Source organism: Sinomicrobium oceani (genome assembly GCF_900119185.1).
GTDB classification, from domain to species: Bacteria; Bacteroidota; Bacteroidia; order Flavobacteriales; family Flavobacteriaceae; genus Sinomicrobium; species Sinomicrobium oceani.
In genome coordinates this window covers 101,924-122,456 of record NZ_FPJE01000002.1, presented here as the reverse complement: position 1 = coordinate 122,456, position 20,533 = coordinate 101,924, and the positions used below count along the sequence as shown (strand labels likewise).

24 protein-coding genes and 1 tRNA gene are annotated in these 20,533 nt (G+C 47.5%); 15 read left to right on the top strand and 10 right to left on the bottom strand.

The features are described from left to right. The first annotated feature begins 153 nt into the window (after nucleotides 1-153). Complete coding sequence (locus tag BT112_RS02155; protein ID WP_072315727.1) at nucleotides 154-627, top strand: thioredoxin fold domain-containing protein; 474 nt, start codon at nucleotides 154-156, stop codon at nucleotides 625-627. A 9-nt stretch (nucleotides 628-636) separates the two neighbouring features. Here the strand turns inward: BT112_RS02155 and BT112_RS02150 are convergent, their stop codons facing one another. After that, nucleotides 637-1,299, bottom strand: a complete 663-nt coding sequence (locus BT112_RS02150) for a metal-dependent transcriptional regulator (RefSeq protein ID WP_072315726.1) — start codon at nucleotides 1,297-1,299, stop codon at nucleotides 637-639. Between the two features lie 123 nt (nucleotides 1,300-1,422). On the opposite strand from BT112_RS02150, the gene BT112_RS21725 reads away from it, so the two are divergent. The 5 genes from BT112_RS21725 to BT112_RS02130 are packed head-to-tail and all read left to right on the top strand — an operon-like array spanning nucleotide 1,423 to nucleotide 3,768. After that, nucleotides 1,423-1,593 carry a hypothetical protein gene (locus tag BT112_RS21725; RefSeq protein WP_175545724.1) on the top strand — a complete coding sequence of 57 codons (171 nt, stop codon included), beginning with the start codon at nucleotides 1,423-1,425 and terminating at the stop codon, nucleotides 1,591-1,593. Further along, on the top strand, nucleotides 1,590-2,186 hold the full coding sequence (locus tag BT112_RS02145; RefSeq protein ID WP_072315725.1) for a superoxide dismutase: 597 nt from the start codon (nucleotides 1,590-1,592) through the stop codon (nucleotides 2,184-2,186). Before BT112_RS21725 ends, BT112_RS02145 begins: the two co-directional genes overlap by 4 nt. 14 nt (nucleotides 2,187-2,200) lie before the next feature. Further along, entirely contained in the window at nucleotides 2,201-2,653 is a 453-nt protein-coding gene (locus tag BT112_RS02140; RefSeq protein WP_072315724.1) for a hypothetical protein, read from the top strand. A 13-nt stretch (nucleotides 2,654-2,666) separates the two neighbouring features. Further along, on the top strand, nucleotides 2,667-3,281 hold the full coding sequence (locus tag BT112_RS02135) for a 2,3-bisphosphoglycerate-dependent phosphoglycerate mutase (RefSeq protein WP_072315723.1): 615 nt from the start codon (nucleotides 2,667-2,669) through the stop codon (nucleotides 3,279-3,281). Nucleotides 3,282-3,318: 37 nt separating this feature from the next. Next, on the top strand, nucleotides 3,319-3,768 hold the full coding sequence (locus BT112_RS02130; protein ID WP_072315722.1) for a BT0820 family HAD-type phosphatase: 450 nt from the start codon (nucleotides 3,319-3,321) through the stop codon (nucleotides 3,766-3,768). Nucleotides 3,769-4,021: 253 nt separating this feature from the next. On the opposite strand, the gene feoB is transcribed toward BT112_RS02130, so the two are convergent. The 3 genes from feoB to BT112_RS02110 all read right to left on the bottom strand — a co-directional run bounded on the left by feoB (nucleotide 4,022) and on the right by BT112_RS02110 (nucleotide 6,731). Further along, a complete protein-coding gene (gene feoB, locus BT112_RS02120; RefSeq protein WP_072315720.1) occupies nucleotides 4,022-6,193 on the bottom strand; it encodes a ferrous iron transport protein B in 2,172 nt (723 codons plus the stop codon). Beyond that, nucleotides 6,193-6,438: a FeoA family protein gene (locus tag BT112_RS02115; RefSeq protein ID WP_083564737.1), complete on the bottom strand. Its 246-nt coding sequence runs from the start codon at nucleotides 6,436-6,438 to the stop codon at nucleotides 6,193-6,195. The genes feoB and BT112_RS02115 overlap by 1 nt, the downstream gene beginning before the upstream one ends. 219 nt (nucleotides 6,439-6,657) lie before the next feature. After that, nucleotides 6,658-6,731: transfer RNA gene (locus BT112_RS02110), tRNA-Met, on the bottom strand. Nucleotides 6,732-6,901: 170 nt separating this feature from the next. On the opposite strand from BT112_RS02110, the gene BT112_RS02105 reads away from it, so the two are divergent. Both BT112_RS02105 and BT112_RS02100 read left to right on the top strand, forming a co-directional pair. Then, nucleotides 6,902-7,285 (top strand): START-like domain-containing protein, encoded by a 384-nt coding sequence (locus tag BT112_RS02105; RefSeq protein WP_072315718.1) that lies wholly within the window; start codon nucleotides 6,902-6,904, stop codon nucleotides 7,283-7,285. A gap of 57 nt (nucleotides 7,286-7,342) precedes the next feature. Continuing rightward, the gene (locus BT112_RS02100) at nucleotides 7,343-8,197 is read left to right on the top strand and encodes an aminotransferase class IV (RefSeq protein WP_072315717.1); all 855 of its coding nucleotides are present in this window, start codon (nucleotides 7,343-7,345) and stop codon (nucleotides 8,195-8,197) included. Between the two features lie 29 nt (nucleotides 8,198-8,226). Here the strand turns inward: BT112_RS02100 and BT112_RS02095 are convergent, their stop codons facing one another. The 5 genes from BT112_RS02095 to BT112_RS02075 form a co-directional block, all read right to left on the bottom strand. Next, nucleotides 8,227-8,787 carry a YqgE/AlgH family protein gene (locus BT112_RS02095; RefSeq protein WP_072315716.1) on the bottom strand — a complete coding sequence of 187 codons (561 nt, stop codon included), beginning with the start codon at nucleotides 8,785-8,787 and terminating at the stop codon, nucleotides 8,227-8,229. A gap of 133 nt (nucleotides 8,788-8,920) precedes the next feature. Next, nucleotides 8,921-9,193, bottom strand: a complete 273-nt coding sequence (locus BT112_RS02090) for an HU family DNA-binding protein (RefSeq protein ID WP_072315715.1) — start codon at nucleotides 9,191-9,193, stop codon at nucleotides 8,921-8,923. A gap of 190 nt (nucleotides 9,194-9,383) precedes the next feature. Further along, the gene (fmt, locus tag BT112_RS02085) at nucleotides 9,384-10,337 is read right to left on the bottom strand and encodes a methionyl-tRNA formyltransferase (RefSeq protein ID WP_072315714.1); all 954 of its coding nucleotides are present in this window, start codon (nucleotides 10,335-10,337) and stop codon (nucleotides 9,384-9,386) included. Between the two features lie 33 nt (nucleotides 10,338-10,370). Next, entirely contained in the window at nucleotides 10,371-12,257 is a 1,887-nt protein-coding gene (locus tag BT112_RS02080) for a RecQ family ATP-dependent DNA helicase (protein WP_317039570.1), read from the bottom strand. A 43-nt stretch (nucleotides 12,258-12,300) separates the two neighbouring features. After that, nucleotides 12,301-12,885, bottom strand: a complete 585-nt coding sequence (locus BT112_RS02075) for an AAA family ATPase (protein ID WP_175545723.1) — start codon at nucleotides 12,883-12,885, stop codon at nucleotides 12,301-12,303. Nucleotides 12,886-13,045: 160 nt separating this feature from the next. Between BT112_RS02075 and BT112_RS02070 the strand changes: the two genes are divergently transcribed. The 3 genes from BT112_RS02070 (at nucleotide 13,046) to murA (ending at nucleotide 15,561) form a co-directional block, all read left to right on the top strand. Further along, entirely contained in the window at nucleotides 13,046-13,333 is a 288-nt protein-coding gene (locus BT112_RS02070) for a DUF493 family protein (RefSeq protein ID WP_072315711.1), read from the top strand. A gap of 178 nt (nucleotides 13,334-13,511) precedes the next feature. After that, nucleotides 13,512-14,162 (top strand): DUF4290 domain-containing protein, encoded by a 651-nt coding sequence (locus BT112_RS02065; RefSeq protein ID WP_072315710.1) that lies wholly within the window; start codon nucleotides 13,512-13,514, stop codon nucleotides 14,160-14,162. A gap of 88 nt (nucleotides 14,163-14,250) precedes the next feature. After that, nucleotides 14,251-15,561 (top strand): UDP-N-acetylglucosamine 1-carboxyvinyltransferase, encoded by a 1,311-nt coding sequence (gene murA / locus BT112_RS02060; RefSeq protein WP_072315709.1) that lies wholly within the window; start codon nucleotides 14,251-14,253, stop codon nucleotides 15,559-15,561. A 90-nt stretch (nucleotides 15,562-15,651) separates the two neighbouring features. On the opposite strand, the gene BT112_RS02055 is transcribed toward murA, so the two are convergent. Further along, entirely contained in the window at nucleotides 15,652-17,826 is a 2,175-nt protein-coding gene (locus BT112_RS02055; RefSeq protein WP_072315898.1) for an endonuclease MutS2, read from the bottom strand. Between the two features lie 186 nt (nucleotides 17,827-18,012). Between BT112_RS02055 and BT112_RS02050 the strand changes: the two genes are divergently transcribed. From BT112_RS02050 to pyrR, 4 genes are all read left to right on the top strand, one after another. Continuing rightward, nucleotides 18,013-18,303: a DUF2089 domain-containing protein gene (locus BT112_RS02050; protein ID WP_072315708.1), complete on the top strand. Its 291-nt coding sequence runs from the start codon at nucleotides 18,013-18,015 to the stop codon at nucleotides 18,301-18,303. Continuing rightward, a complete protein-coding gene (locus BT112_RS02045; RefSeq protein WP_072315707.1) occupies nucleotides 18,290-18,856 on the top strand; it encodes a hypothetical protein in 567 nt (188 codons plus the stop codon). The genes BT112_RS02050 and BT112_RS02045 overlap by 14 nt, the downstream gene beginning before the upstream one ends. 19 nt (nucleotides 18,857-18,875) lie before the next feature. Further along, complete coding sequence (locus tag BT112_RS02040) at nucleotides 18,876-19,811, top strand: alpha/beta hydrolase (protein WP_072315706.1); 936 nt, start codon at nucleotides 18,876-18,878, stop codon at nucleotides 19,809-19,811. A 99-nt stretch (nucleotides 19,812-19,910) separates the two neighbouring features. After that, nucleotides 19,911-20,450 carry a bifunctional pyr operon transcriptional regulator/uracil phosphoribosyltransferase PyrR gene (pyrR, locus tag BT112_RS02035; RefSeq protein WP_072315705.1) on the top strand — a complete coding sequence of 180 codons (540 nt, stop codon included), beginning with the start codon at nucleotides 19,911-19,913 and terminating at the stop codon, nucleotides 20,448-20,450. The last annotated feature ends 83 nt before the right edge of the window (nucleotides 20,451-20,533 follow it).

Below are 20,533 nucleotides of genomic sequence, written 5' to 3'. Positions count from 1 at the left end.
ATTAATTGTTAAGAGTTTCCGTGATTTTAGAAGCCAAATCTATGTGTGTCAGTGCATCTGGTTTTGGCTTCTGGGTTATTAGATTATCAGGTGTTACTTGAATAACTTAGTAATCAAATAACCAAATACTCCATAATAAACTATTTTTGCGTAATGGTGATACGGTATCTTTTAATTTTCTTCTGTCTGTTTTCTGCACCGGGGTTTGCCCAGCCCGGTTCCGGGATCCCGTGGATATCGGTCCGGGAGCTGACAGATTCGCTGCAGACGCACCCGAAAGGAACCCTGCTTTATTTTTATGCAGACTGGTGTGCGTATTGTAAAAAGATGGAGCGCAACGCATTCCGGTCACCTGCCGTCCTGGCCAGGCTTCGGGAAAGCGGGATATACACTGCCGGGATGGATGTAGAGACTACCGATACACTGCATTTTGGTGAGCGGCAATTTTATAACCGTGAAGCAACTACCGGGCGGCGTCCTGTCCATGAATTTGCTTACCTGTTGGGAAGCAGGGATAACAAAGCTTTTTCACTACCGGTGCTGCTCCTGCTCGATGAGAATTTTGCGGTAATACGACGTAGCTTTTCCTATATGACCACCGAAGAACTCCTGGAATTCCTGAAATAAAGCCCGGTATTACTTCTCCTTGCGACCTACCAGGAGCTTGTCGCACACCACCTTGCTGAAAACCTGCCCGGATGTCCCGTCATAGGAAAGCATCATGCTACCGTCAAAAGGTTCTATCGAAAGTATGTTTATTTCAGTCCCCAGGGAAAGTCGCCTGGAATTGAGAAAGGTCAGGAACTCGCTGGAAGAATCTGATACGGCGGACAGGCTTACTTTTTCGCCCTCCCGGCATTCGCTCAGGGCGGGTAAGGGATCCCGGCGGATATTCCCCTCCGGATCGGGAATGGGAGAACCGTGAGGATCAAAAGACGGATGACCTAACAGTTCATCCATTTTCCGGAAGAATTCGGCAGACTTCACATGCTCTATCTGTTCGGCTATATCATGAACCTCTTCCCACCCGAAACCCATGATCTCTACCAAAAACATTTCGGTAAGACGGTGTTTCCTTACCACATACATGGCGGCTTTTTCCCCCTTTGGGGTAAGGCTTACAGGTTTGTACTTTTCATAACGCACCAGCTTGCGTTCGGCAAGCTTTTTCATCATGCTGGTTACCGTAGGCATCCTGATATCCAATCGTTTCGAAAGGTCGTTTACATTTACCGTACCCCGGTCGGCAGACAGGGAATAAATGGCCTTGAGATAATTTTCTTCGGTTAAAGAATTCATAAGGCAAATATAGGAATACAAATCAATCGTTTTAAAATAGCAACAAAAATATTTGTTAGATTAATCTAACTTTGTAATTTTGCATCAGAAAACAATTCTGAACATGTATAAAAGCCCTCCCTTATGGATTACGTTATTACACTGCCGGAACAGGAGAAAAGGAGAATAGAACGACAGGTGAGACATACAGACCTGATGCCACAGGATATGGGGGAGGCCGTTCGGGAATTGACGAAAGTCACAGCGATCAGGAAAGCGATTAAAATTATAAAACTTAAAAACCGAAAACGATGAAGACATCTCTTGCATTACCCGATTTGCCGTACGACAAAAACGCGCTGGCCCCATTGATCACCGGGGAAACCTTTGACTATCATTACGGGAAACACCATGCAGCTTATGTACATAATCTGGGAAACCTCGTCAAGGATACTCCCTATTGTGAAATGCCACTCGAAGCCATTATCCGGGCGGGTTACGACCGTGGAGACGCCGGCTTGTTCAACAATGCTGCCCAGCACTGGAACCACAGTTTTTTCTGGCATTGCCTCTCTCCGGATGGTGGAAAGGCCCCGACAGGAAAAATAGGAACGTATATAAAACGTGATTTTGGAAGTTTCGAGGCCTTTCGCGAAGCTTTTTCGACGGCTGCCGTCAAACTGTTCGGTTCGGGCTGGGCCTGGCTGGTAGAGAATGCGGCGGGAAGGCTGGAGATTCTCCCCATGAAAGATGCACATACACCGCTTACGGAAAACAAAAAACCGTTACTTACTCTCGACGTGTGGGAGCATGCCTATTATATCGATTACCGTAACGCCCGCCCGAAATTCGTGGAGAGTTTCTGGGAGATCGTCAACTGGGATTTTGCCAATGATAACCTGAAATGAAAATCTGAAATACTATGAGCGAAGTATGTCTGAATCATATTGAGGAATACTGGAAGTCCAGGACAGTGGCTTCTAATACCCTGTTTAATGAGGAAAAGTACACCGAAGCACTGGCCGGGTATAAAGAAGCCCTGTACCGGGCAGAAGTGTTAAATAATCATTTCGAGACCTGTAAGAGCAGTGAGATCCCCTTTATCCAGATCTATATGATCTCATGTAACAATATGGCTTTTACTTATTTGGAAATGAAACAGCAGAAAAAGGCGGAAGCCATATTGCGTCGGAGTATGTACTACCTGTTACACCAATTACGCAAAAAAGCAATGAAGGATTGTAAAATAATGCTTCAGAAGGAATTGCAAAGAGCCAGTGTATCTTACCTGCACCATATCGACAAGGCAAACCGGGACACGCAGCTTGTGACGTTGTTGGAAAGCATGCGTGCTACGGAAGGAAAAACTAACTAAAAAGGAAAATAGTATGTCTGCATTAATTCTGGTACGACACGGACAGTCACAATGGAACCTGGAGAACAGGTTTACCGGATGGAAGGATATAGACCTTACCGACAGGGGAAAGGAAGAGGCTTTCCAGGCGGGGTTGCAACTCAGGGAAGAAAAGATAGATGTGATGTTCACCTCTACCCTGAAACGGGCGCAGCACACCCTGCAGATCATTCGCAAAGTATGTGGTTTGGAGCAGGTGCCCGTATATAGTGATACCGCTCTTAACGAGCGTTCTTACGGCGACCTCGAAGGGCTTGACAAAGCAGAAACCGCAAAGAAGTTCGGGGAGAAACAGGTGTATATATGGCGACGTTCCTATGATGTAGCCCCTCCCGGGGGTGAGAGCCTGAAGGATACCTACGATCGCACCATACCCTATTTTGAATCGCATATCCTTCCGTTGCTTTCGGAAGGGAAGAATGTGCTGGTGGTAGCTCATGGCAACAGCCTGCGTTCCCTGATCATGTACCTGGAAAAGCTCGGCCCGGAAGAGATCGTCAAACGAGAAATAGCTACGGGGGTGCCCCTGAAGTATCTCTTTGATCACCATATGAATGTATTGAAGGCAGGGCATACGTTTAAAAGCTAAACCTGAACAAATTTTTCGCAAGAAACAGGAGGTAGAAATGAACCCGAATTTTATACGAAGTAACAGCAAAGTCATCGCTGTGGATTTTGACGGTACTATAGTGACACATCGATATCCCGAAATAGGAAAGCCGGTGCCCGGTGCATTGGCCATCATTATGGCACTGCAACGCAAAGGACACCGGCTAATCCTCTGGACCTACAGGGAAGGGCGGTACCTGGAAGAGGCTGTGGCCTACTGCAGGACACACGGGATTGAGTTTTATGCGGTAAATGAAAATTATCCCGGCGAGGCACAACAGGGGAACTACTCCCGGAAACTGAATGCCGATATCTTTATCGACGACCGGAATGCCGGGGGGCTTATGGGATGGAAAGAGATATGGCAGTGGCTGCATCCGGAGGAAGATCGCAGTTATGCCACACATCAAAAAGCCAGTGTTTTAAGTGTTTTAAAAAGGTTATTGTTTCCAACCCGGAAAAAGTGATAAAGGCGCTTGAGAAAAAGGGAGCCTTTGATCATTCTACTATAGGACCGATATACATCCTCCGTAGATAACACGAGTATCATCCGCAGCATAGATATCCCGAAACCGGGGATGCCGGGTATTGACTATATTGTCATGTTGAGAAATGCGGAAAAGTGTTTCCCTGGCTTCCTTTTCAGACATAACCCTGGGGATTGGGGACGATTTTCCGGGAGTTCCGTCATGTAGGCCCTCCTGCAGCGGTGTACCGTCTTTACGATAAAGCATGCCATATCAGTGTAACGGCCAGGCAAACCAGTACTCCGTATACAATGGGGAGCAGGGTGGCTACCACCGTCCATTTCCGGCTCCCGGTTTCTTTGTAAATGGTATATATCGTAGTGCTACAGGGATTGTGCAACAGGCTGAACAACATCAGGTTTACCGCAGTGAGTGTGGTCCATCCCCCGGCTTGCAGCAAGGCGGATATTTCGGTTTCCGAACCTTCGAACAGCACCCCCGCGCCGGCGCCGAGAGTGGTTGTTCCTATGACCATGGTGGTCAGCATCAATATGGTAGGGATCACGATTTCGTTGGCCGGAATGGCTACGATATACGCTAAGAGAATAACCCCGTTAAGGCCTATAAACAGTCCTGCAGGGTCGAGGCCGTGTATCAGCCAAAGGGCCAGGCTCTGATCGCCGATGATCATGTTGGAAATAAGCCATATTACGGCACCTGCAGGGGCGGCAAAGATCACGGCTCTCCAGAGCACAATAAGAGTACGGTCGATCAGGGAGGTGTACAAGGTCTGCCATACCTTCGGAGGCCTGTAAGGAGGGAGCTCCAGGGTAAAAAACGAGGACTTCCCCTTTAAGAGGGTCCTGGATAACAGCCAGGACGTGAAGAAAGTAAAAGCGATGCCAAGCACGACAATCCCTACTACAGCCAGTACGGATACCGTACCGCTCCACGGTTTCGGGACGAGGACTCCGATAAAGATGGTGGCAATAAGTATTTGTGTGGGCCATCGTCCATTACACAAAGAAAAGTTGTTGGTAATGATGGCAATAAGCTTTTCACGCGGACTGTTTATAATACGGGTAGCGACTACCCCTGCGGCATTACATCCGAATCCCATGCTCATGGTGAGAGCCTGCTTTCCGTGTGCTCCTGAGGTCTTAAATACCCGATCCAGGTTAAAAGCAACTCTCGGAAGATAACCAAAATCTTCCAGAAGGGTAAAGAGCGGAAAGAATATAGCCATCGGGGGTAGCATTACCGCGATAACCCAGGCGGTAGCGAGATACACCCCGTCAATAAGAAAACCACTTAGCCACCAGGGAAAATGAAGGGTTTCCGCACCGTTTTTCAACCAGGGATAGAGGGTGTCCAGTAATAAGGTAGATAACATTTGAGAAGGATAATTGGCCCCTATAATCGTAGTCCACAATACTGCGCCGAGTAACAGGAACATAATGGGAAAGCCCCAGATGCGGTGTGTGACGATATTATCTATGGCCCGGTCCATTCTGAACGCCCGTTGTGAGGCATTACCGGATACCGAGTCTTTTACAAGCCGGGCGGCCTTGCTGTACATAGCTTCTGCAATATCATCCTGATAGTGACCGTCCAGAGAGGATCTATAATTTTTTGCCTTGTTTAGGATGTCATCGAGTTCTGAATGTAAACCCGGCGCTGTATTTCCCTGTTGTAATGCCCTGATGATCCCCTGATCGTTTTCCAGTAGTCGCAAGGCTATCCACCTGGTGTTGGGGAGATCGGGGTCCAGTCGCTGCAAATTTGCAGTGAGTTCTTCTATAGCTTCTCCGGTATCATCCGGAATATCCGTAAGGAGATGTTTTTTAACCGTATTTCCGTGGGTAGCCATGGTATGTATGGCTGTAATAAGTTCGGAGATCCCTTCTTTTGACCGCGCACTGGTCGCTATTACCGGTATTTCCAGGTCTCTGGAAAGGGTACGCAGGTCGATAGCTATTCCGTGCCTTCGTGCCTCGTCCATCAGGTTGAGACAAAGTACGGTATTGGTAGTGATTTCCAGTATCTGCAGCACCAGGCTGAGATTGCGTTCGAGCCTGGCAGCATCTACGACCACGACAGTAACGTCAGGTTTTCCGAACAGTACAAAGTCCCTCGCCACTTCCTCATCCTCAGAATCGGACATCAGCGAATAGGTTCCCGGGAGGTCGACGAGTTTAAAAGTTTTATCTCTGTAGGAAAAACTCCCTTCGGCACGGGTAACGGTTTTTCCCGGCCAGTTTCCCGTATGTTGTCTCAATCCCGTAAGGGCATTGAAGACTGTGCTCTTGCCCGTATTCGGGTTTCCCGCAAGAGCGATGGTATAATCGTATTTTCCGGAAATTCCCCCGAGTTTTTTTAAGTCGGAGGCCGTGTTGAATTCACATACTTCACAGGCGGCATTCATCATTCTTCGTTTTCGTTAATTTCGATCTCTATATACGAAGCATCTTCCCTGCGAAGGGAGATTTGGGTATGGTGTATGCGATAGGCTACCGGATCTTTGAGCGGACTGATATTTTCGATGCGCACCCGTGTTCCTTTTACAAAACCCAGATCCAGTAAACGCTGCCGGATCTCTGCCGGGCAGTTGTGGAGAATTCCACTGATCACAGCAGTTTCCCCTTTTTGCAACAATCCCAAATGCTTCATGATATGTTTTTGGTCTTGAATTTATGAAAGGTCATAATTAGCTTAACAAAATTAAATAATTAGTCTTTACTAACAATGATGATATGGAACAAATTATTAGGAAAAAGAAGAAATAGATCTTTTCCGACAAAAAGAAATGAGGAACAGGAGTGTAACGGGCTTATCCTGAAACGAGAAAATAAAAAAAGGCCTTCAATTACTTGAAAGCCTTTTTTACTGTAGCGAAGACGGGATTTGAACCCGTGACCTCAGGGTTATGAATCCTGCGCTCTAACCACCTGAGCTACCTCGCCGTTTCATGATCGCTTTTGCTTTAACAGCGGTAAAACTGTTATTGCGGCTGCAAATATAGAAACAAAATTGAGTACGGCAAACACTTCGTGAAAAAAAATATTTTATGCTTTTATTTTAGGTTTTATATAAGAAATAATTATATTGTCGTTCTTAAAAAAACGGAACAGATATGCAGGATAAAATAAAATACGAACTCGAATTTCAAATACATTCTTCGCCCCAGCTTTTATATCAATATATCTCCACGCCATCCGGATTGTCCGAATGGTTTGCCGATAATGTAAATTCCAGGGGAGAGGTTTATACCTTTATTTGGGATGACAGCGAGGAAAAGGCGAAAATGGTGCGTAAAAAGAGCGGGGAGTCCGTGAAGTTCAAATGGCTCGCCACAGAAGACGATGCCTTTTTTGAATTCAGGATCGTAGTCGATGAAATCACCAAGGACGTATCGCTGCTGATCACCGATTTTACCGAGGAAGATGAGCTGGACGAAGCCAAGATGCTTTGGGAAAACCAGATCTCCGATCTGAAACATGTTCTCGGTTCTGCATAAGGTTATTTGTGTTTTTACCAGTATATTTGCCCTGAATAAATTTTCAGGGCTTTTTTTATGATCAATTTCAACGGCGAAGTACGGTCTTCATCAGAGAATTTCTTAAACCACACGAACAGGGGACTGCGTTACGGCGATGCGCTTTTTGAGACCATGAGGGTGGTCAATTCGAAAATATTCTTTTGGGAAGAACATTACCTCAGGCTTATGGCCTCGATGCGGATATTACGAATGGATATTCCCATGAATTTTACGATGGAATACCTCGAACAGGAAATCCTGAAAACGGTTGGTGCCAATGAGATGGATACACGTCCTGTCCGCGTGAGGATGGGGGTACACCGTAAGGATGGGGGGCTTTACCTGCCGGCCGACAGGGGCGTGGAGTACATCATAGAGGTACACGAACTGCAAAGCCCGTTCTATACGCTCAGCGAAGCTCCGTACACGGTAGAACTCTTCAAGGATCACTGGGTCAATGCCGGGTTGTTGTCTACGTTAAAGACCAATAACAGGCTTGTCAATGTACTGGCTGCTATCTATGCCGAAGAAAATGGCTACGAAAACGGCTTGTTGCTCAATGAAAAGAAAAATGTGGTAGAGGCGATCAACGGAAATATCTTTCTGGTTAAGGGGCAAACCATCAAAACCCCGCCATTGGAGGATGGCTGTATCAACGGGATCCTCCGTAAACAGCTTCTTAAAATCCTTTCCAAACTCGATAGCTATACGCTGGAAGAGCAGTCCGTATCTCCTTTCGAACTGCAAAAAGCAGACGAATTGTTTATCACCAATACGATTACCGGGATCCGGCCGGTGACCAACTACCGGAAAAAACAGTTTAAAGCGGATGTAAGCAGGGATTTGCTGGGCAAACTGAATCTCCACGTGAGACTGGGAGGTCCGTCATAATCCGATCCTTTCGGTCCCCGTACGGGATATTAATTGAGATTAGGGTTTTCCGGAGCATTGGACCACAAAAGGTAATCGCCCCCGAATTCTACCATTTTTTCTTTCCAGAACGAGGAAGCGGCCTTACGGATTACCTTGCTTTTATAGGTGTTCTCCGAGACTATCCATGAGTTGGATTGCAATTCCTTATCGAGCTGCAGCGTATCCCAGCCCGAATATCCGAGGAAGAATTTGATATCCGAATTCTTGATGGTACCGTCATTGAGCAGCACGGTGAGAACATCAAAGTCGCCCCCCCAGTAGATGCCATTGGAGATTTCGATACTGTTGGAAATCAGCTGTGGTACCCTGTGAATAAAATAAAGATTATCCTGTTCTACAGGTCCCCCGTTATATATTTTAAAAGACCTCGTAATCTCAGGTACGAGTTCATGTAACCGGAAGGATAGCGGTTTGTTGAGTATAAAACCTATAGATCCTTCGTCATTATGCGCTGCAAGAAGTACTACCGACCTGTTAAAAGAAACATCTCCTATAATGGACGGTTCTGCGATCAATAAATGTCCTTTTTGTGGTTTTAGAGCAATCATAGGCATTTTATTTCTTTAAATCTAAAGAAAAAAATCAAAAAATCAAACCTGTCGAATCGGAAATTAACGCTCTTAAACAAAAAAACACCTGTTTTTTGCAGGTGTTTAACATTTATCTTAAAAGAGGAACGTCTTAATTAACGGCTTTGCCTAATTCTGCTCCTGCTTTAAACTTTACCACTTTTTTGGCAGCGATCTTGATGGTTTTCCCGGTTTGCGGGTTTCTACCTTCCCGTGCAGCTCTTTTGGAAACTGACCATGATCCGAAGCCTACCAAAGACACTTTATCCCCTTTTTTCAGGGTTTTTTCAATACTTCCTAAAAAAGACTCCAGGGCTTTTTTAGCTGCGGCTTTGGTGATACCGGCATCAGCAGCCATGGCATCAATTAATTCTGTTTTGTTCATAATATAAGAATTTAAAAAATTAATTGTTGGTTAAACATCGTTTTTAAAATGGTTACACAAATTTATACGGATTTCGTTATAACGCAAGTAAAACGGGGGGAAATCCGATTTTTTGTTGATAACTTCAAAAAAATGTTGATAAAGTATCGTCTTTTTCCTTGTATTTACTGGTTTCAGTGACTATAACGCCCTATTCGACCCGGGCTTCGGGGCTGAAAGTGTAGCCGTTAAGTACATCGGAGATGGGCATTCTGCGCTTTCCGGGAAGCTGGATTTCCAGCAGTTTTATATAACCTTCTTTTACGGCGACTTTGACTTCGTTCTTTCCGGTTATCATTTGTCCTGTAGGTTTGTTATGGGAGGCCGGCTCTTTTTCGGAACGGAATATCTTGACCTGTACGGGGGCTTCCGGTGTTTCGTTGCGGAGTGTGGTCCAGGCTCCGGGATAGGGGCTCAATCCGCGGATATGGTTATGAACGGTATCAATACCCGAATTCCAGTCGATCCTGCAGGTTTCCTTATGGAGCTTATTGGCACTTTTCAGTACGGCCGGTTCCTGCTGTTTCTTCGGAGCTACCGTTCCGGCTTCGATATGCTGAACGGTGCGGAGTACGAGTCCGGCCCCGGCTTCCATAAGTTTGTCGTGGAGTTCCCCTGCGGTTTCTTCGGGGCCTATACCGGTTTTGGTCTGCATAATGATTTCGCCGGTATCTATTTTTTCGTCGATAAAGAAAGTGGTTACCCCGGTTTCCGTTTCTCCGTTCATGATAGCCCTGTTAATAGGGGCTGCCCCCCGGTAATCGGGCAGGAGGGAAGCATGGAGGTTAAAAGTGCCGTATTCGGGCATTTCCCACACGGCTTTCGGGAGCATGCGAAAAGCGACAACCACTTGCAGGTTGGCTTTAAGGGCCCGCAGTTCGGCCAGGAACTCTTCGTCTTTCAGGTTTTCGGGCTGAAAGACCTTCAGGTTTTTGGATATGGCGTATTTTTTCACGGCGGATTCGTGCAGTTTACGGCCGCGCCCTGCGGGTTTGTCGGGAGCTGTGATCACCCCGGCTATACGGTAGTTGTTTTCTACCAGTTTGTCCAGGATACCGACGGCGAAGTCGGGTGTTCCCATAAAGACAATATTCAGGTCTCTCATTCTATATCGGATTGGGTTCGAAGTCCGGCAGGCTTATCCTGTGACTTCATATTCGTTTTTGGTATTTACACGTATCTTTTCCTTTTCCAGTAATTGCCGGAGCACCTCGAGTACATAGGCTTCCCGGAACGTCAGGGTTTCGACAAGGGCTCTCGAGGTCAGGCTTTTTTGCCGCAACACCTTGATGATCTCTTCTTCGATAATTCCGGCAATCTCTCCCGGGATGCCCTTTTGTTTTTTGCGGATACAGACCGAGCAGATCCCGCATTCCGTCCCGTTGTTTTCTCCGAAGTAGGAGAGGATTTGCTGGCTTTTACAGGTGTTGTCGTTCTGTATATAAGCGATCACTGCGGCAACCTGTTCTTTTTTCTGTTTGTTCTGTTGTTTGATCTCCTTTGCGATCATGTGTATCGTGATATCGTCTTCACGCGGAACGAGAAAAGTAATACGGGCGTCCGTATGTTCGGCATGATATGCGATGATCTCATCTTTTTCAAGCTGCTGCAGTACGGCGATCACCCTTTGTTCGTCGGAAGCGGTCTTCTCGGCGATGAGCTGCGGATTGATCCTGGTCTCTATATCAAAAATACCCCCGTAAGTGCGTAGGATCGCCTGAATGATATGTTCCGGGCGCGGATTTTTGTCCATATACATAAACAGCTGGTGATTGGTGACGATAAATTGTACCGTGGTTTTCCGCCCGAATTGTTCCGAGAGGGAGATCACCGAATTGCGATCGAGCAATTTCAGTCCGTTGTAAGCCAGCAAGGGGTGGAGCCCGTAGGTTGCACAAAACTGGTTGAAGTGAAAGGCAAAAGCCTCGTTTTCCCCTTCCCCGTAAGATATCTGGAAATAATTGTTGAGCTTTTTGTACAGTAGTTTCAGAAAAGCGACATCAGGCAGGCTTTCGAGAAACTGTTTTCTGAGTGCCTGTTCGTCCGTATTGTTTTTGAGGACTACGGCAAAGGCTTTTTCACCGTCCCTTCCGGCACGTCCGGCTTCCTGGTAATAGCTTTCCATACTCTCCGGCAGGTGCATGTGAACGACCGTTTTTACATCCGGTTTGTCTATGCCCATGCCGAAGGCATTGGTGGCTACCATGACCTGGTTGGTGTTGTTGAGCCATTGGCGTAATCCGGATGCTTTTTCCTCCGGACTGAGTCCGCCGTGATAAAAACCGGCGGTAATATGATGGCTCCGGAGATGGGCGGCAATATCGGAGGCAGCCTTGCGGTTACGTACATACACAATGGAAGACTCCGGGTTTTTTTTCAGGATCTGCCGAAGGCGGTAGTGTTTGTCTTCTTCCCCGAACACCATATAGGCCAGGTTGGAGCGGGCAAAAGACTTGCGAAAGACCGTGGCTTCTTTCATGTGCAGGTTTTCCAGGATATCGTCGACCACCCTGGCAGTTGCCGAAGCCGTGAGCGCCACCACAGGTATAGCCGGAAACAGTTCGCGCAGAACGGTGCAGTTGCGGTATGCCGGGCGAAAGTCATTTCCCCATTGCGAGATACAATGGGCTTCGTCTATGGCAATCAGGTTTACGGGCATCTGCCGTATCCGCTCCAGTACGATATCCTGTTGCAGGCGCTCGGGAGACAGGTAGAGGAATTTATAGTTGCCGTAAATGCAATTGTCGAGCATGCTGTCTACTTCTTCGTACCTGAGCCCGCCCGAAAGGGCAGCGGCCTTGATTCCCTTCGACTTCAGGTGCTCTACCTGATCCTGCATCAGCGCCACCAGCGGCGACACTACAATACATATCCCGTCCCTGGTCAGGGCCGGTACCTGGAAACATATCGATTTTCCACCCCCCGTCGGGAGCAGGGCAAAAGCATCCCTGCCTTCCAGCAAAGCATCGATAACCTGCTTTTGCGGATGCCTGAAAGTGTCGAACCCCCAGTATTTCTGTAATATGTGAAGCGGTGTTGTAGCTATGGGTTATTAGGTTACTCGGTTATTAAGTTATTGGGGTATTGGTGGAGGTATGGGATACCGTGGTATGTGAGATATGGAGTTGCTCCAGGATAAAATCGGCCCGGCCGGAAACGGTTCCGGTCGGGACTTCGGTCAGGGTGTATCCGAAACGCTTATACGTTTCTTTTATAAACCGGTGTATGACCTGTGCCTGTTCAAAATTTTCGTAACGCTCGCTGTCGGAAACATAAATAGCTTCCCAGGGCGGGAGCAGAAATACCTGGTCGTACCTGCAATAATCGCATACATCCCTGAAAAAGCCGGGGTACTCCGAGCCGGCATAATCCATATAGGCCAGGACATCCGGTACGCCACGGTCTATAAAAACCCGTTCGTCCGGCAGTTCGCACGCATCGGTAAATTGCTTTTTCCGTCCTTCGAGCAGCCTGGTGCTGAACAATAAGGGCTCGGTAAGGAACAACTGGGCGATGCCCTGTTCCTGTGCTTCTGCGGTCACCTGGCGGGATATCTCCGGGAAACAGCGATGTCCCCGTCTTATAAACTCGTCCAGAACAGATGATTTACCTGTTCCGGGGCCTCCCGTAATAATAATTTTCTTCGTACTCACCGTCATGTGTTTCAAAAATGCAAAATAAGCAAAAGCGGGCGTAATTAAAAAATGAAAATGCCCCCGGAGCGGATATTATCACCACAGCATGTGTTTTATATGCTCCGGAAGCTGTATCTTTGTTCCGTACAATACGTAAAAATACAGGAAAATCTCAACTATGGATCCGGAAAAGGAAGCACAATTCTACAGCAGGTTAAAAGAAGAATTAAACAACACAAGCACCTGGCCGTCCAGTTATTTATACAAGTTTATCATACCTTCGGACAATGCCAAAATAGCACGTATCGAAGAGATCTTCGACAATAAAGGGGCTGTGATAACCACCAAGGAGTCTTCCAATGGGAAATACACGGCAGTTTCCATTCAGCTTATTATGGAAAGTGCGGATGCCGTTATCGGGAAATACAAGGAAGTCGGTGAGATCGAAGGAGTGATATCCCTTTAAGAATAAACGGCTTTGCTTTGGGTACGCCATTTTTTATCGAAAAAAAAGGATGTCGTATAATCCGGTTTCTTTGGTACGGTTTTAGAAAAAAATTAGTATTTTGCACTCCGTTATGGTACTTCACTATTCATGAGGTTTACTGCACTTCAATAACATAAATTTAATACCTTACATTATTTTGACCGACAATTTAGAGTATAACACAGAGCGCGAGAGACTTATAATTCCGGAGTACGGGCGCCATATACAGAAGATGATCGACTATGCGGTGTCTATAGAAGATAAGGAAGAGCGCAATAAGGTGGCCAGGGCCATCATCGGGGTCATGGGAAATCTGAATCCTCATTTGAGAGATGTTCCCGATTTTCAGCATAAACTCTGGGATCAGCTCTTTATCATTTCCGATTTTCGTCTCGACGTAGACTCTCCCTATCCCAAACCGGAAAAGGAGCTTCTGGAGCAAAAACCGGGGCCACTGGATTATCCGCAGAACTATCCCAAATACCGTTTTTACGGGAATAACATCAAAAGGATGATCGATGTGTGTAACAGCTGGGAGGACAGTGATCTTAAAGAAGGTCTTAAGTTCACTATCGCCAACCACATGAAAAAGAGCTTTCTGAACTGGAATAAAGACACCGTAGAAGATGATGTGATCTTCGAGCATTTATTTGAGCTCAGCGATGGGAAAATAAACCTTGCCAAGTGGGATGAAGATCTTTCCGACAGTGATGATCTGATGCGCGGTAAGTCGAAACACACAGGCAAAACCAACCAGAAAAACCGCAACAACAACGGTAAAAACAACCGCAACAAAAAACGTTATTAATAATCTTATCCGTCAAATCCTGATTTCAGTCCGTAACCGGATATTTATCCGTCTTGATACTGAAATTGATAAATATTGAGGTTTTTAAATGGGTACATTTAAAATAGAAGGAGGTCATGCCCTGAAGGGAGAAATTACTCCCCAGGGTGCAAAAAACGAAGCTTTACAGATTTTATGCGCAGTTTTACTTACCGAAGAAACTGTGACGATCCATAATATCCCCGACATTCTCGATGTCAATAAACTGATCGCTCTTCTGGGGAGCCTCGGGGTAGAAACCGAGAAACTCGGCAAAGGGGCATATCGTTTTAAGGCAGCCCGGGTAGACCTGGACTACCTGCAGTCCGCACAATTCAAAGAAGACGGGAGAGGACTGAGAGGTTCGATAATGATCGTGGGCCCGCTACTGGCGCGTTACGGTATGGGGTATATTCCCAAGCCGGGAGGCGACAAGATAGGACGCAGACGACTCGATACACATTTTGAAGGGCTCATAAAACTGGGTGCCCGTTTCCGGTATAACAAAGAGGAGTATTTCTATGGGGTAGAGGCCGAAAAGCTTCACGGTACCTACATGCTGCTCGATGAGGCTTCCGTAACCGGAACTGCCAATATTGTTATGGCAGCCGTACTGGCCGAAGGAACCACTACGATCTACAACGCGGCCTGCGAACCCTATTTGCAGCAGCTTTGCAACATGCTCAACCGCATGGGTGCAAAGATCAGCGGTGTGGGGTCTAACCTGCTCACCATAGAGGGGGTGGAGCGGCTGTCGGGAACCACACATACCATGCTTCCGGATATGATCGAAATAGGGAGCTGGATAGGACTTGCCGCGATGACACGCAGCGAACTCACCATTAAGAATGTGGGATGGGGCAGTCTGGGGCAGATCCCGAACGTATTCCGCAAGCTGGGGATCACCATCGAAAAAAGAGATGATGATATTTATATCCCGGCGCATACCGACGGATACGAAATACAAAGTTTTATAGACGGGTCTATTCTCACCATTGCCGATGCGCCCTGGCCGGGGTTTACTCCCGACCTGCTGAGTATCGTACTGGTCGTGGCTACACAGGCCCGGGGTAGTGTACTTATCCATCAGAAGATGTTCGAGAGCCGTTTGTTCTTTGTGGACAAGCTCATCGATATGGGGGCGAAGATCATCCTCTGCGATCCGCACAGGGCTACCGTAATAGGCCATGACTTTCATTCGCAACTCAAGGCAACGACGATGTCATCGCCGGATATCCGTGCCGGGGTATCGCTGCTCATTGCTGCGCTGTCGGCCAGGGGAACTTCTACCATACACAATATCGAACAGATAGACCGCGGATATGAAAATATAGACGAGCGCCTGCGGGCCATAGGGGCCAGGATAGAGCGTATCGCCTAAGCTGCGGTAATATCTTATAAACCAAAACAAAAAAGCCGGAATGTTTTTATAACGTTCCGGCTTTTTCGATGGGTCAGGCGGTGTCCTCCCTTATTTTTTCATGGCCTGTACCAGTTCGAGCTGATCCAGGCTTACACTGGTCGTAAACAGACCGTAGTTGACCAGGGCCTTGTTTTTCTCTATAGTCTCGATACTGCCCACAGCCTTGCCATCCGGAAGACGTACCCTGTCGCCGACCTTGAGGACCGGTTTGGGTTTGTTTTGCTCCTGGCGTACGGCTTGCTTTTTCTCTTCTTTTTTCTTTTCACGGATCACTTCCACCTTTTTCTCCATCTCCCGGGCTACCTGTTCTTTCTGTATTTTTTCTTTCTTCTTTTCCTTCGGTGCCTTGGGTTTGCGTTTGCTGTTTTCGGTTTCCACAATTTTGAGGAATTCGGAGATCAGCGGACGCTTTTTCTTGTCGGTAAAATACGTTTCTGCGATATCATTGACCTTGTTACCGAGGTAGATCATACGCTGGTTATGATCGAAAAGCTGCTGGTAACTTTCCAGTTTGGATTGTATTTTTTCGTTGAGCGATTCGAGCCGGGTCGCTTCGTCACGGGCTTTGACTTCCTCGTCTTTCAGTTGTTTCGAAGTCTTTTCCATGCGGTTGCGCTCTTTCTGTAACTTGGCTATAGTGGCATCGAAGCGCACTTTTCCGCGTTCTATCTTTTTCTTGGCCCGGTTGATCAGGCTGTACGGAATACCGTTTTTCTGGGCGACCTCGAAAGTAAACGAACTCCCGGCTTCGCCGACGATAAGCCGGAAAACGGGTTCCAGGCTCTTACTGTCAAAAAGCATATTCGCATTCGAGGCATAGGGCAGTTCGTTGGCCAGCATTTTCAGGTTGGCATAATGCGTCGTTATAATACCGAAAGCCTCGCGGTGATAGAACTCTTCGAGAAAGGTTTCGGCGAGGGCACCCCCGAGTTCGGGGTCGCTCCCTGTTCCGAATTCATCGATGAGAAACAGGGTCTGCGCATTGCACTTGCGCAGAAAAAAATTCATATTCTTCAACCGGTAACTGTAGGTGCTCAGATGGTTTTCGATAGACTGGTTGTCACCGATATCCGTCAGTATCCTGTCGAACAGGCACATTTTGCTTCGCGGATGTATGGGGACGAGCATACCGCTTTGCAGCATCAGTTGTAAGAGTCCCACGGTTTTCAGGGTGATACTTTTTCCGCCGGCATTGGGCCCGGAAATAACGATGATCCGGTTGTCCTGTTGCAGGGAAATGGTCTGCGGATACGTTTTTGCTTTCTTCTTCGTATTGGTCAGGTAGAGCAGGGGGTGATAGGCATCAATCAGGTTCATTTCCCTGTCTTCCGTGATCTCGGGCAGTATCCCGTTCATCGACACGGCGTATTTTGCCTTGGCGGCAATAACATCCGTAGCAGCCAGGAATTCCTGGTAATCCTCCAGTAACAGCACATAGGGCCGGAGAAAATCGGTCAGCGCTTTCAGGATCCGTTTTACTTCTTCTTTTTCCTCGTATTCGAGATTGTTGAGTTCCCGGGAATAGCGCAGTGTGGCATCGGGCTCTATATAAACGATGCTCCCGGTCTTGGAACTGCCCATGATAGCCCCTTTTACCCGTTTGCGGTACATGGCCTTAACCGCGAGGACCCGGCGGTTCTCCACTACGGTCTCCCTGATGTCGTCCAGGTAGCCCGCACTGTTGCAGGACTGCAGGGCACTGAGAAAACTCTGGTTGATCTTGCCCCGTACTTCGTTGATCGCCCGGCGTACGGAAGCGAGAGTAGCCGAAGCATCGTCCTTGATCTCCCCGAAACGGTCGATAATACGGTTGATCTCTTCGGTGATAGCCGTAGTATAGGTAAGCTGCTCTGCCGTTTGGTGCAAGGTAGGATAATACTCCTTAAACTTCCGGAAAAAGAGAATATGTACATTGACCGCATTCGAGATCCCGGCAATTTTTTTGAACCCGCCGAGTTCGATCAGCGTATTTTCTATCCCGAGCAATTTGATCTCCTGTGAAATACTGTCGAAATAATGACCGGGGATCTTGTTGTTATTGTCAAAAGAAGCCACGTATTCCGAAGTGTGCTTTAATGCCGTAAACAGCATTTCCTTCCGGTTGTACGGCAGAACCCCGAGGGCTTTCTCCTTTCCGTGTTCCGTAGTGCATAGCTCTTGTATGTGCGATAATACGGTGGCGAACTCCAGGTCCTGTAACGTCTTCTGATGGATGTTGTGCATAGATGCCTTCTGCATTGAAATCGAAAAAATTAAACCACAAAGATAAGGAGTATATGGCAAGTATACACAAGGTCTGCCAGGTGTATTGTAATTGCACTTAAATTAAAAATTATTTTAATAAAATTAAACTATGATTAAATTTTATTTAAATTTGATGATGTAATATTTAATTTAAACTATTTTCTAATGCGCTATAAGCTTCCTGTTCATTGTCCGAGTTGTGAAACCGCACTGCAGGTTTCCGGGCTAACCTGCCCGCAGTGTCATACCGTTGTTTCGGGAAACTACGATATTCCGCTTTTTCTCCGGCTTACTCCGGAAGAGCAGGAATTTATCATGCAGTTTGTACAGAGTAGCGGCAGTCTTAAAGAAATGGCTGCACAGCTTGGTAACAGCTATCCGACCGTGCGGAACAGGCTCGACGATATCATCGACCATATACAACATCTTCAATCTGCAGGACATGACCATAGTTAATCCTTTTGCCAGGTATTCCGGAAACACATTATGGGCTGCCGGTATCTTCGTGACCATTGTGGGATCTGCCATTGCCTATGCAGGACAGGCGCGTTATGACGGGGTTCTGGATGTCCATTTTTCGGAGGTGACCGAATTTTACAGGCCTTTGCTTGACAATATGCTGAATACAGGCTGTCTGGCACTGTTCCTGTTTGCGACGGGGAGATATATCAACGGCAAGACGCGCCTGGCAGATATCGTTCCGGTGGTACTCCTGTCGCGCCTGCCGTTGTATATGCTGTCGTTATTCGGGATGAACGCTACTTTTAATGCAGCCATACAGGACATCCGATCGGGCGACGGCATTGCGTTTTCCCCGGAGCTCTCCGGTATCGGTTTGCTTTTGCTGATCGCTGTTTGCGGCATGGCCGCCCTGATTGCCGTCGTGGTGATCCTGCGTTACGGTTTTGCCGTCGCCTGCCGCGCCCGGACAGTAAAGCACTGGATGCTGTTTGCCGGGGCAGTGCTTTGCAGTGAACTGGTCAGTAAACTCCTTTTTTATGTTCTGTAACCTTTGATAGTAAAAAACTATGAAAACTATAGTGTGTAGTGTTGTATTATTGATATTTTCCGCCTCGTTTTCGCAGGTGGTCACCAGGGATATAGCAGTAAGTGATGTGCTCCCCGGCACGCTTTTCTCGCAGGGTGAAGCTCACCGTGCTGCTCACCTTATTATCCTTATCGCAGGCTCCGGACCAACGGATCGTTTCGGGAATGTACCGGGGGCAAAGAACAACAGCCTCAGATTCCTGGCCGAAGGCCTGGCCGGTGAACAGTATGACGTGTACAGTTATGACAAGCGGATACTCGCCCTGGCGGGAACAGGAAAACTCCGGGAAGAAGACCTGCGTTTTGACGACTTTATAGCCGATGCCCGGGAGGTGATACGGTTTTTCCGAAAGGATTATGAGCGTATCGCCGTACTGGGGCACAGTGAAGGCTCGCTTATCGGTATGGTTGCCGCACGGGGCATAGCTGATGCTTTTGTATCTGTGGCCGGTGCGGGGCGTCCCATAGACCGTATCCTCGAACGGCAGTTGCGGGAAAATGTACCGGGATCCGATAGTGTCCTTACACAGCACTATCTCTCCCGGCTTCGGCAAGGGGAGACTTTTATTCCGGAAGGTCCCGCGCTATACACCAAAATGTTCCGGGAAAGCGTGCAGCCCTACATGATTTCCTGGATGAACTACGATCCGGCAAAAGAGATCGGTAAACTCACCGTTCCCGTACTTATCGTAAACGGCACCGAAGACCTGCAGGTGAAAACAACGGAGGCCGGATTGCTGCATCGGGCCTGTCCGGCTTCGGAACTGGTTCTTGTGGAAAATATGAATCACGTGCTCAAGGAAACCGAACCCGGCAACCGGGCAGCCAACCTCATGACGTATTACAATCCCGAACTTCCGGTGATGGACAAACTGCTCGTGGAGATCCGCCGTTTTTTAAATACCTCATTACATTGAAATTCCGTTTTTGTTTGCTTAAAGGACGATAAATAAATACTCCGGCGGAAGATAGTTCGCCAGAAATACGTATTTTTACAGGCGAAATACGTTGGGAACATGAGTCAAAAAGTTCTGCTTTCTTCCAAAGAAATCCACATTATTCTGCATCGGTTGGCCTGTCAGCTTATTGAAAATCACCTCGACTTCAAGGATACGGTACTTATTGGTATTCAGCCCCGGGGAAAATTTCTCGCAGACCGGCTGATCCGCATTCTCCGTGACGATTACCAGGTCGGGGACATCCCCCTGGGATATCTCGATATTACCTTTTACAGGGATGATTTCCGCCGGGGAGAAAAACCTCTGGAAGCCAATAAGACCCAGATCGACTTTCTCGTAGAAGACAAAAAAGTGGTTTTTATAGACGATGTGCTGTACACCGGAAGGAGTATCAGGGCTGCCCTGACGGCCATTCAGTCGTTTGGCAGACCTGCCGAGATCGAACTGCTGACCCTGATAGACAGACGCTTCAGCAGGCACCTGCCCATACAGCCCGATTACAGGGGGCGACAGGTAGATGCCATCAATAAGGAAAAGGTCAGGGTGATGTGGAAGGAGAACGAAGGAGAAGACGTCATATACCTGGTGGGAAACTGAGCGAAGCACAGCGATCTGCTCTCTGACGTATGGTAACGAAGTACCCGGTTTTCTTCGTGAAAACCACAACAGGAAACGACAAA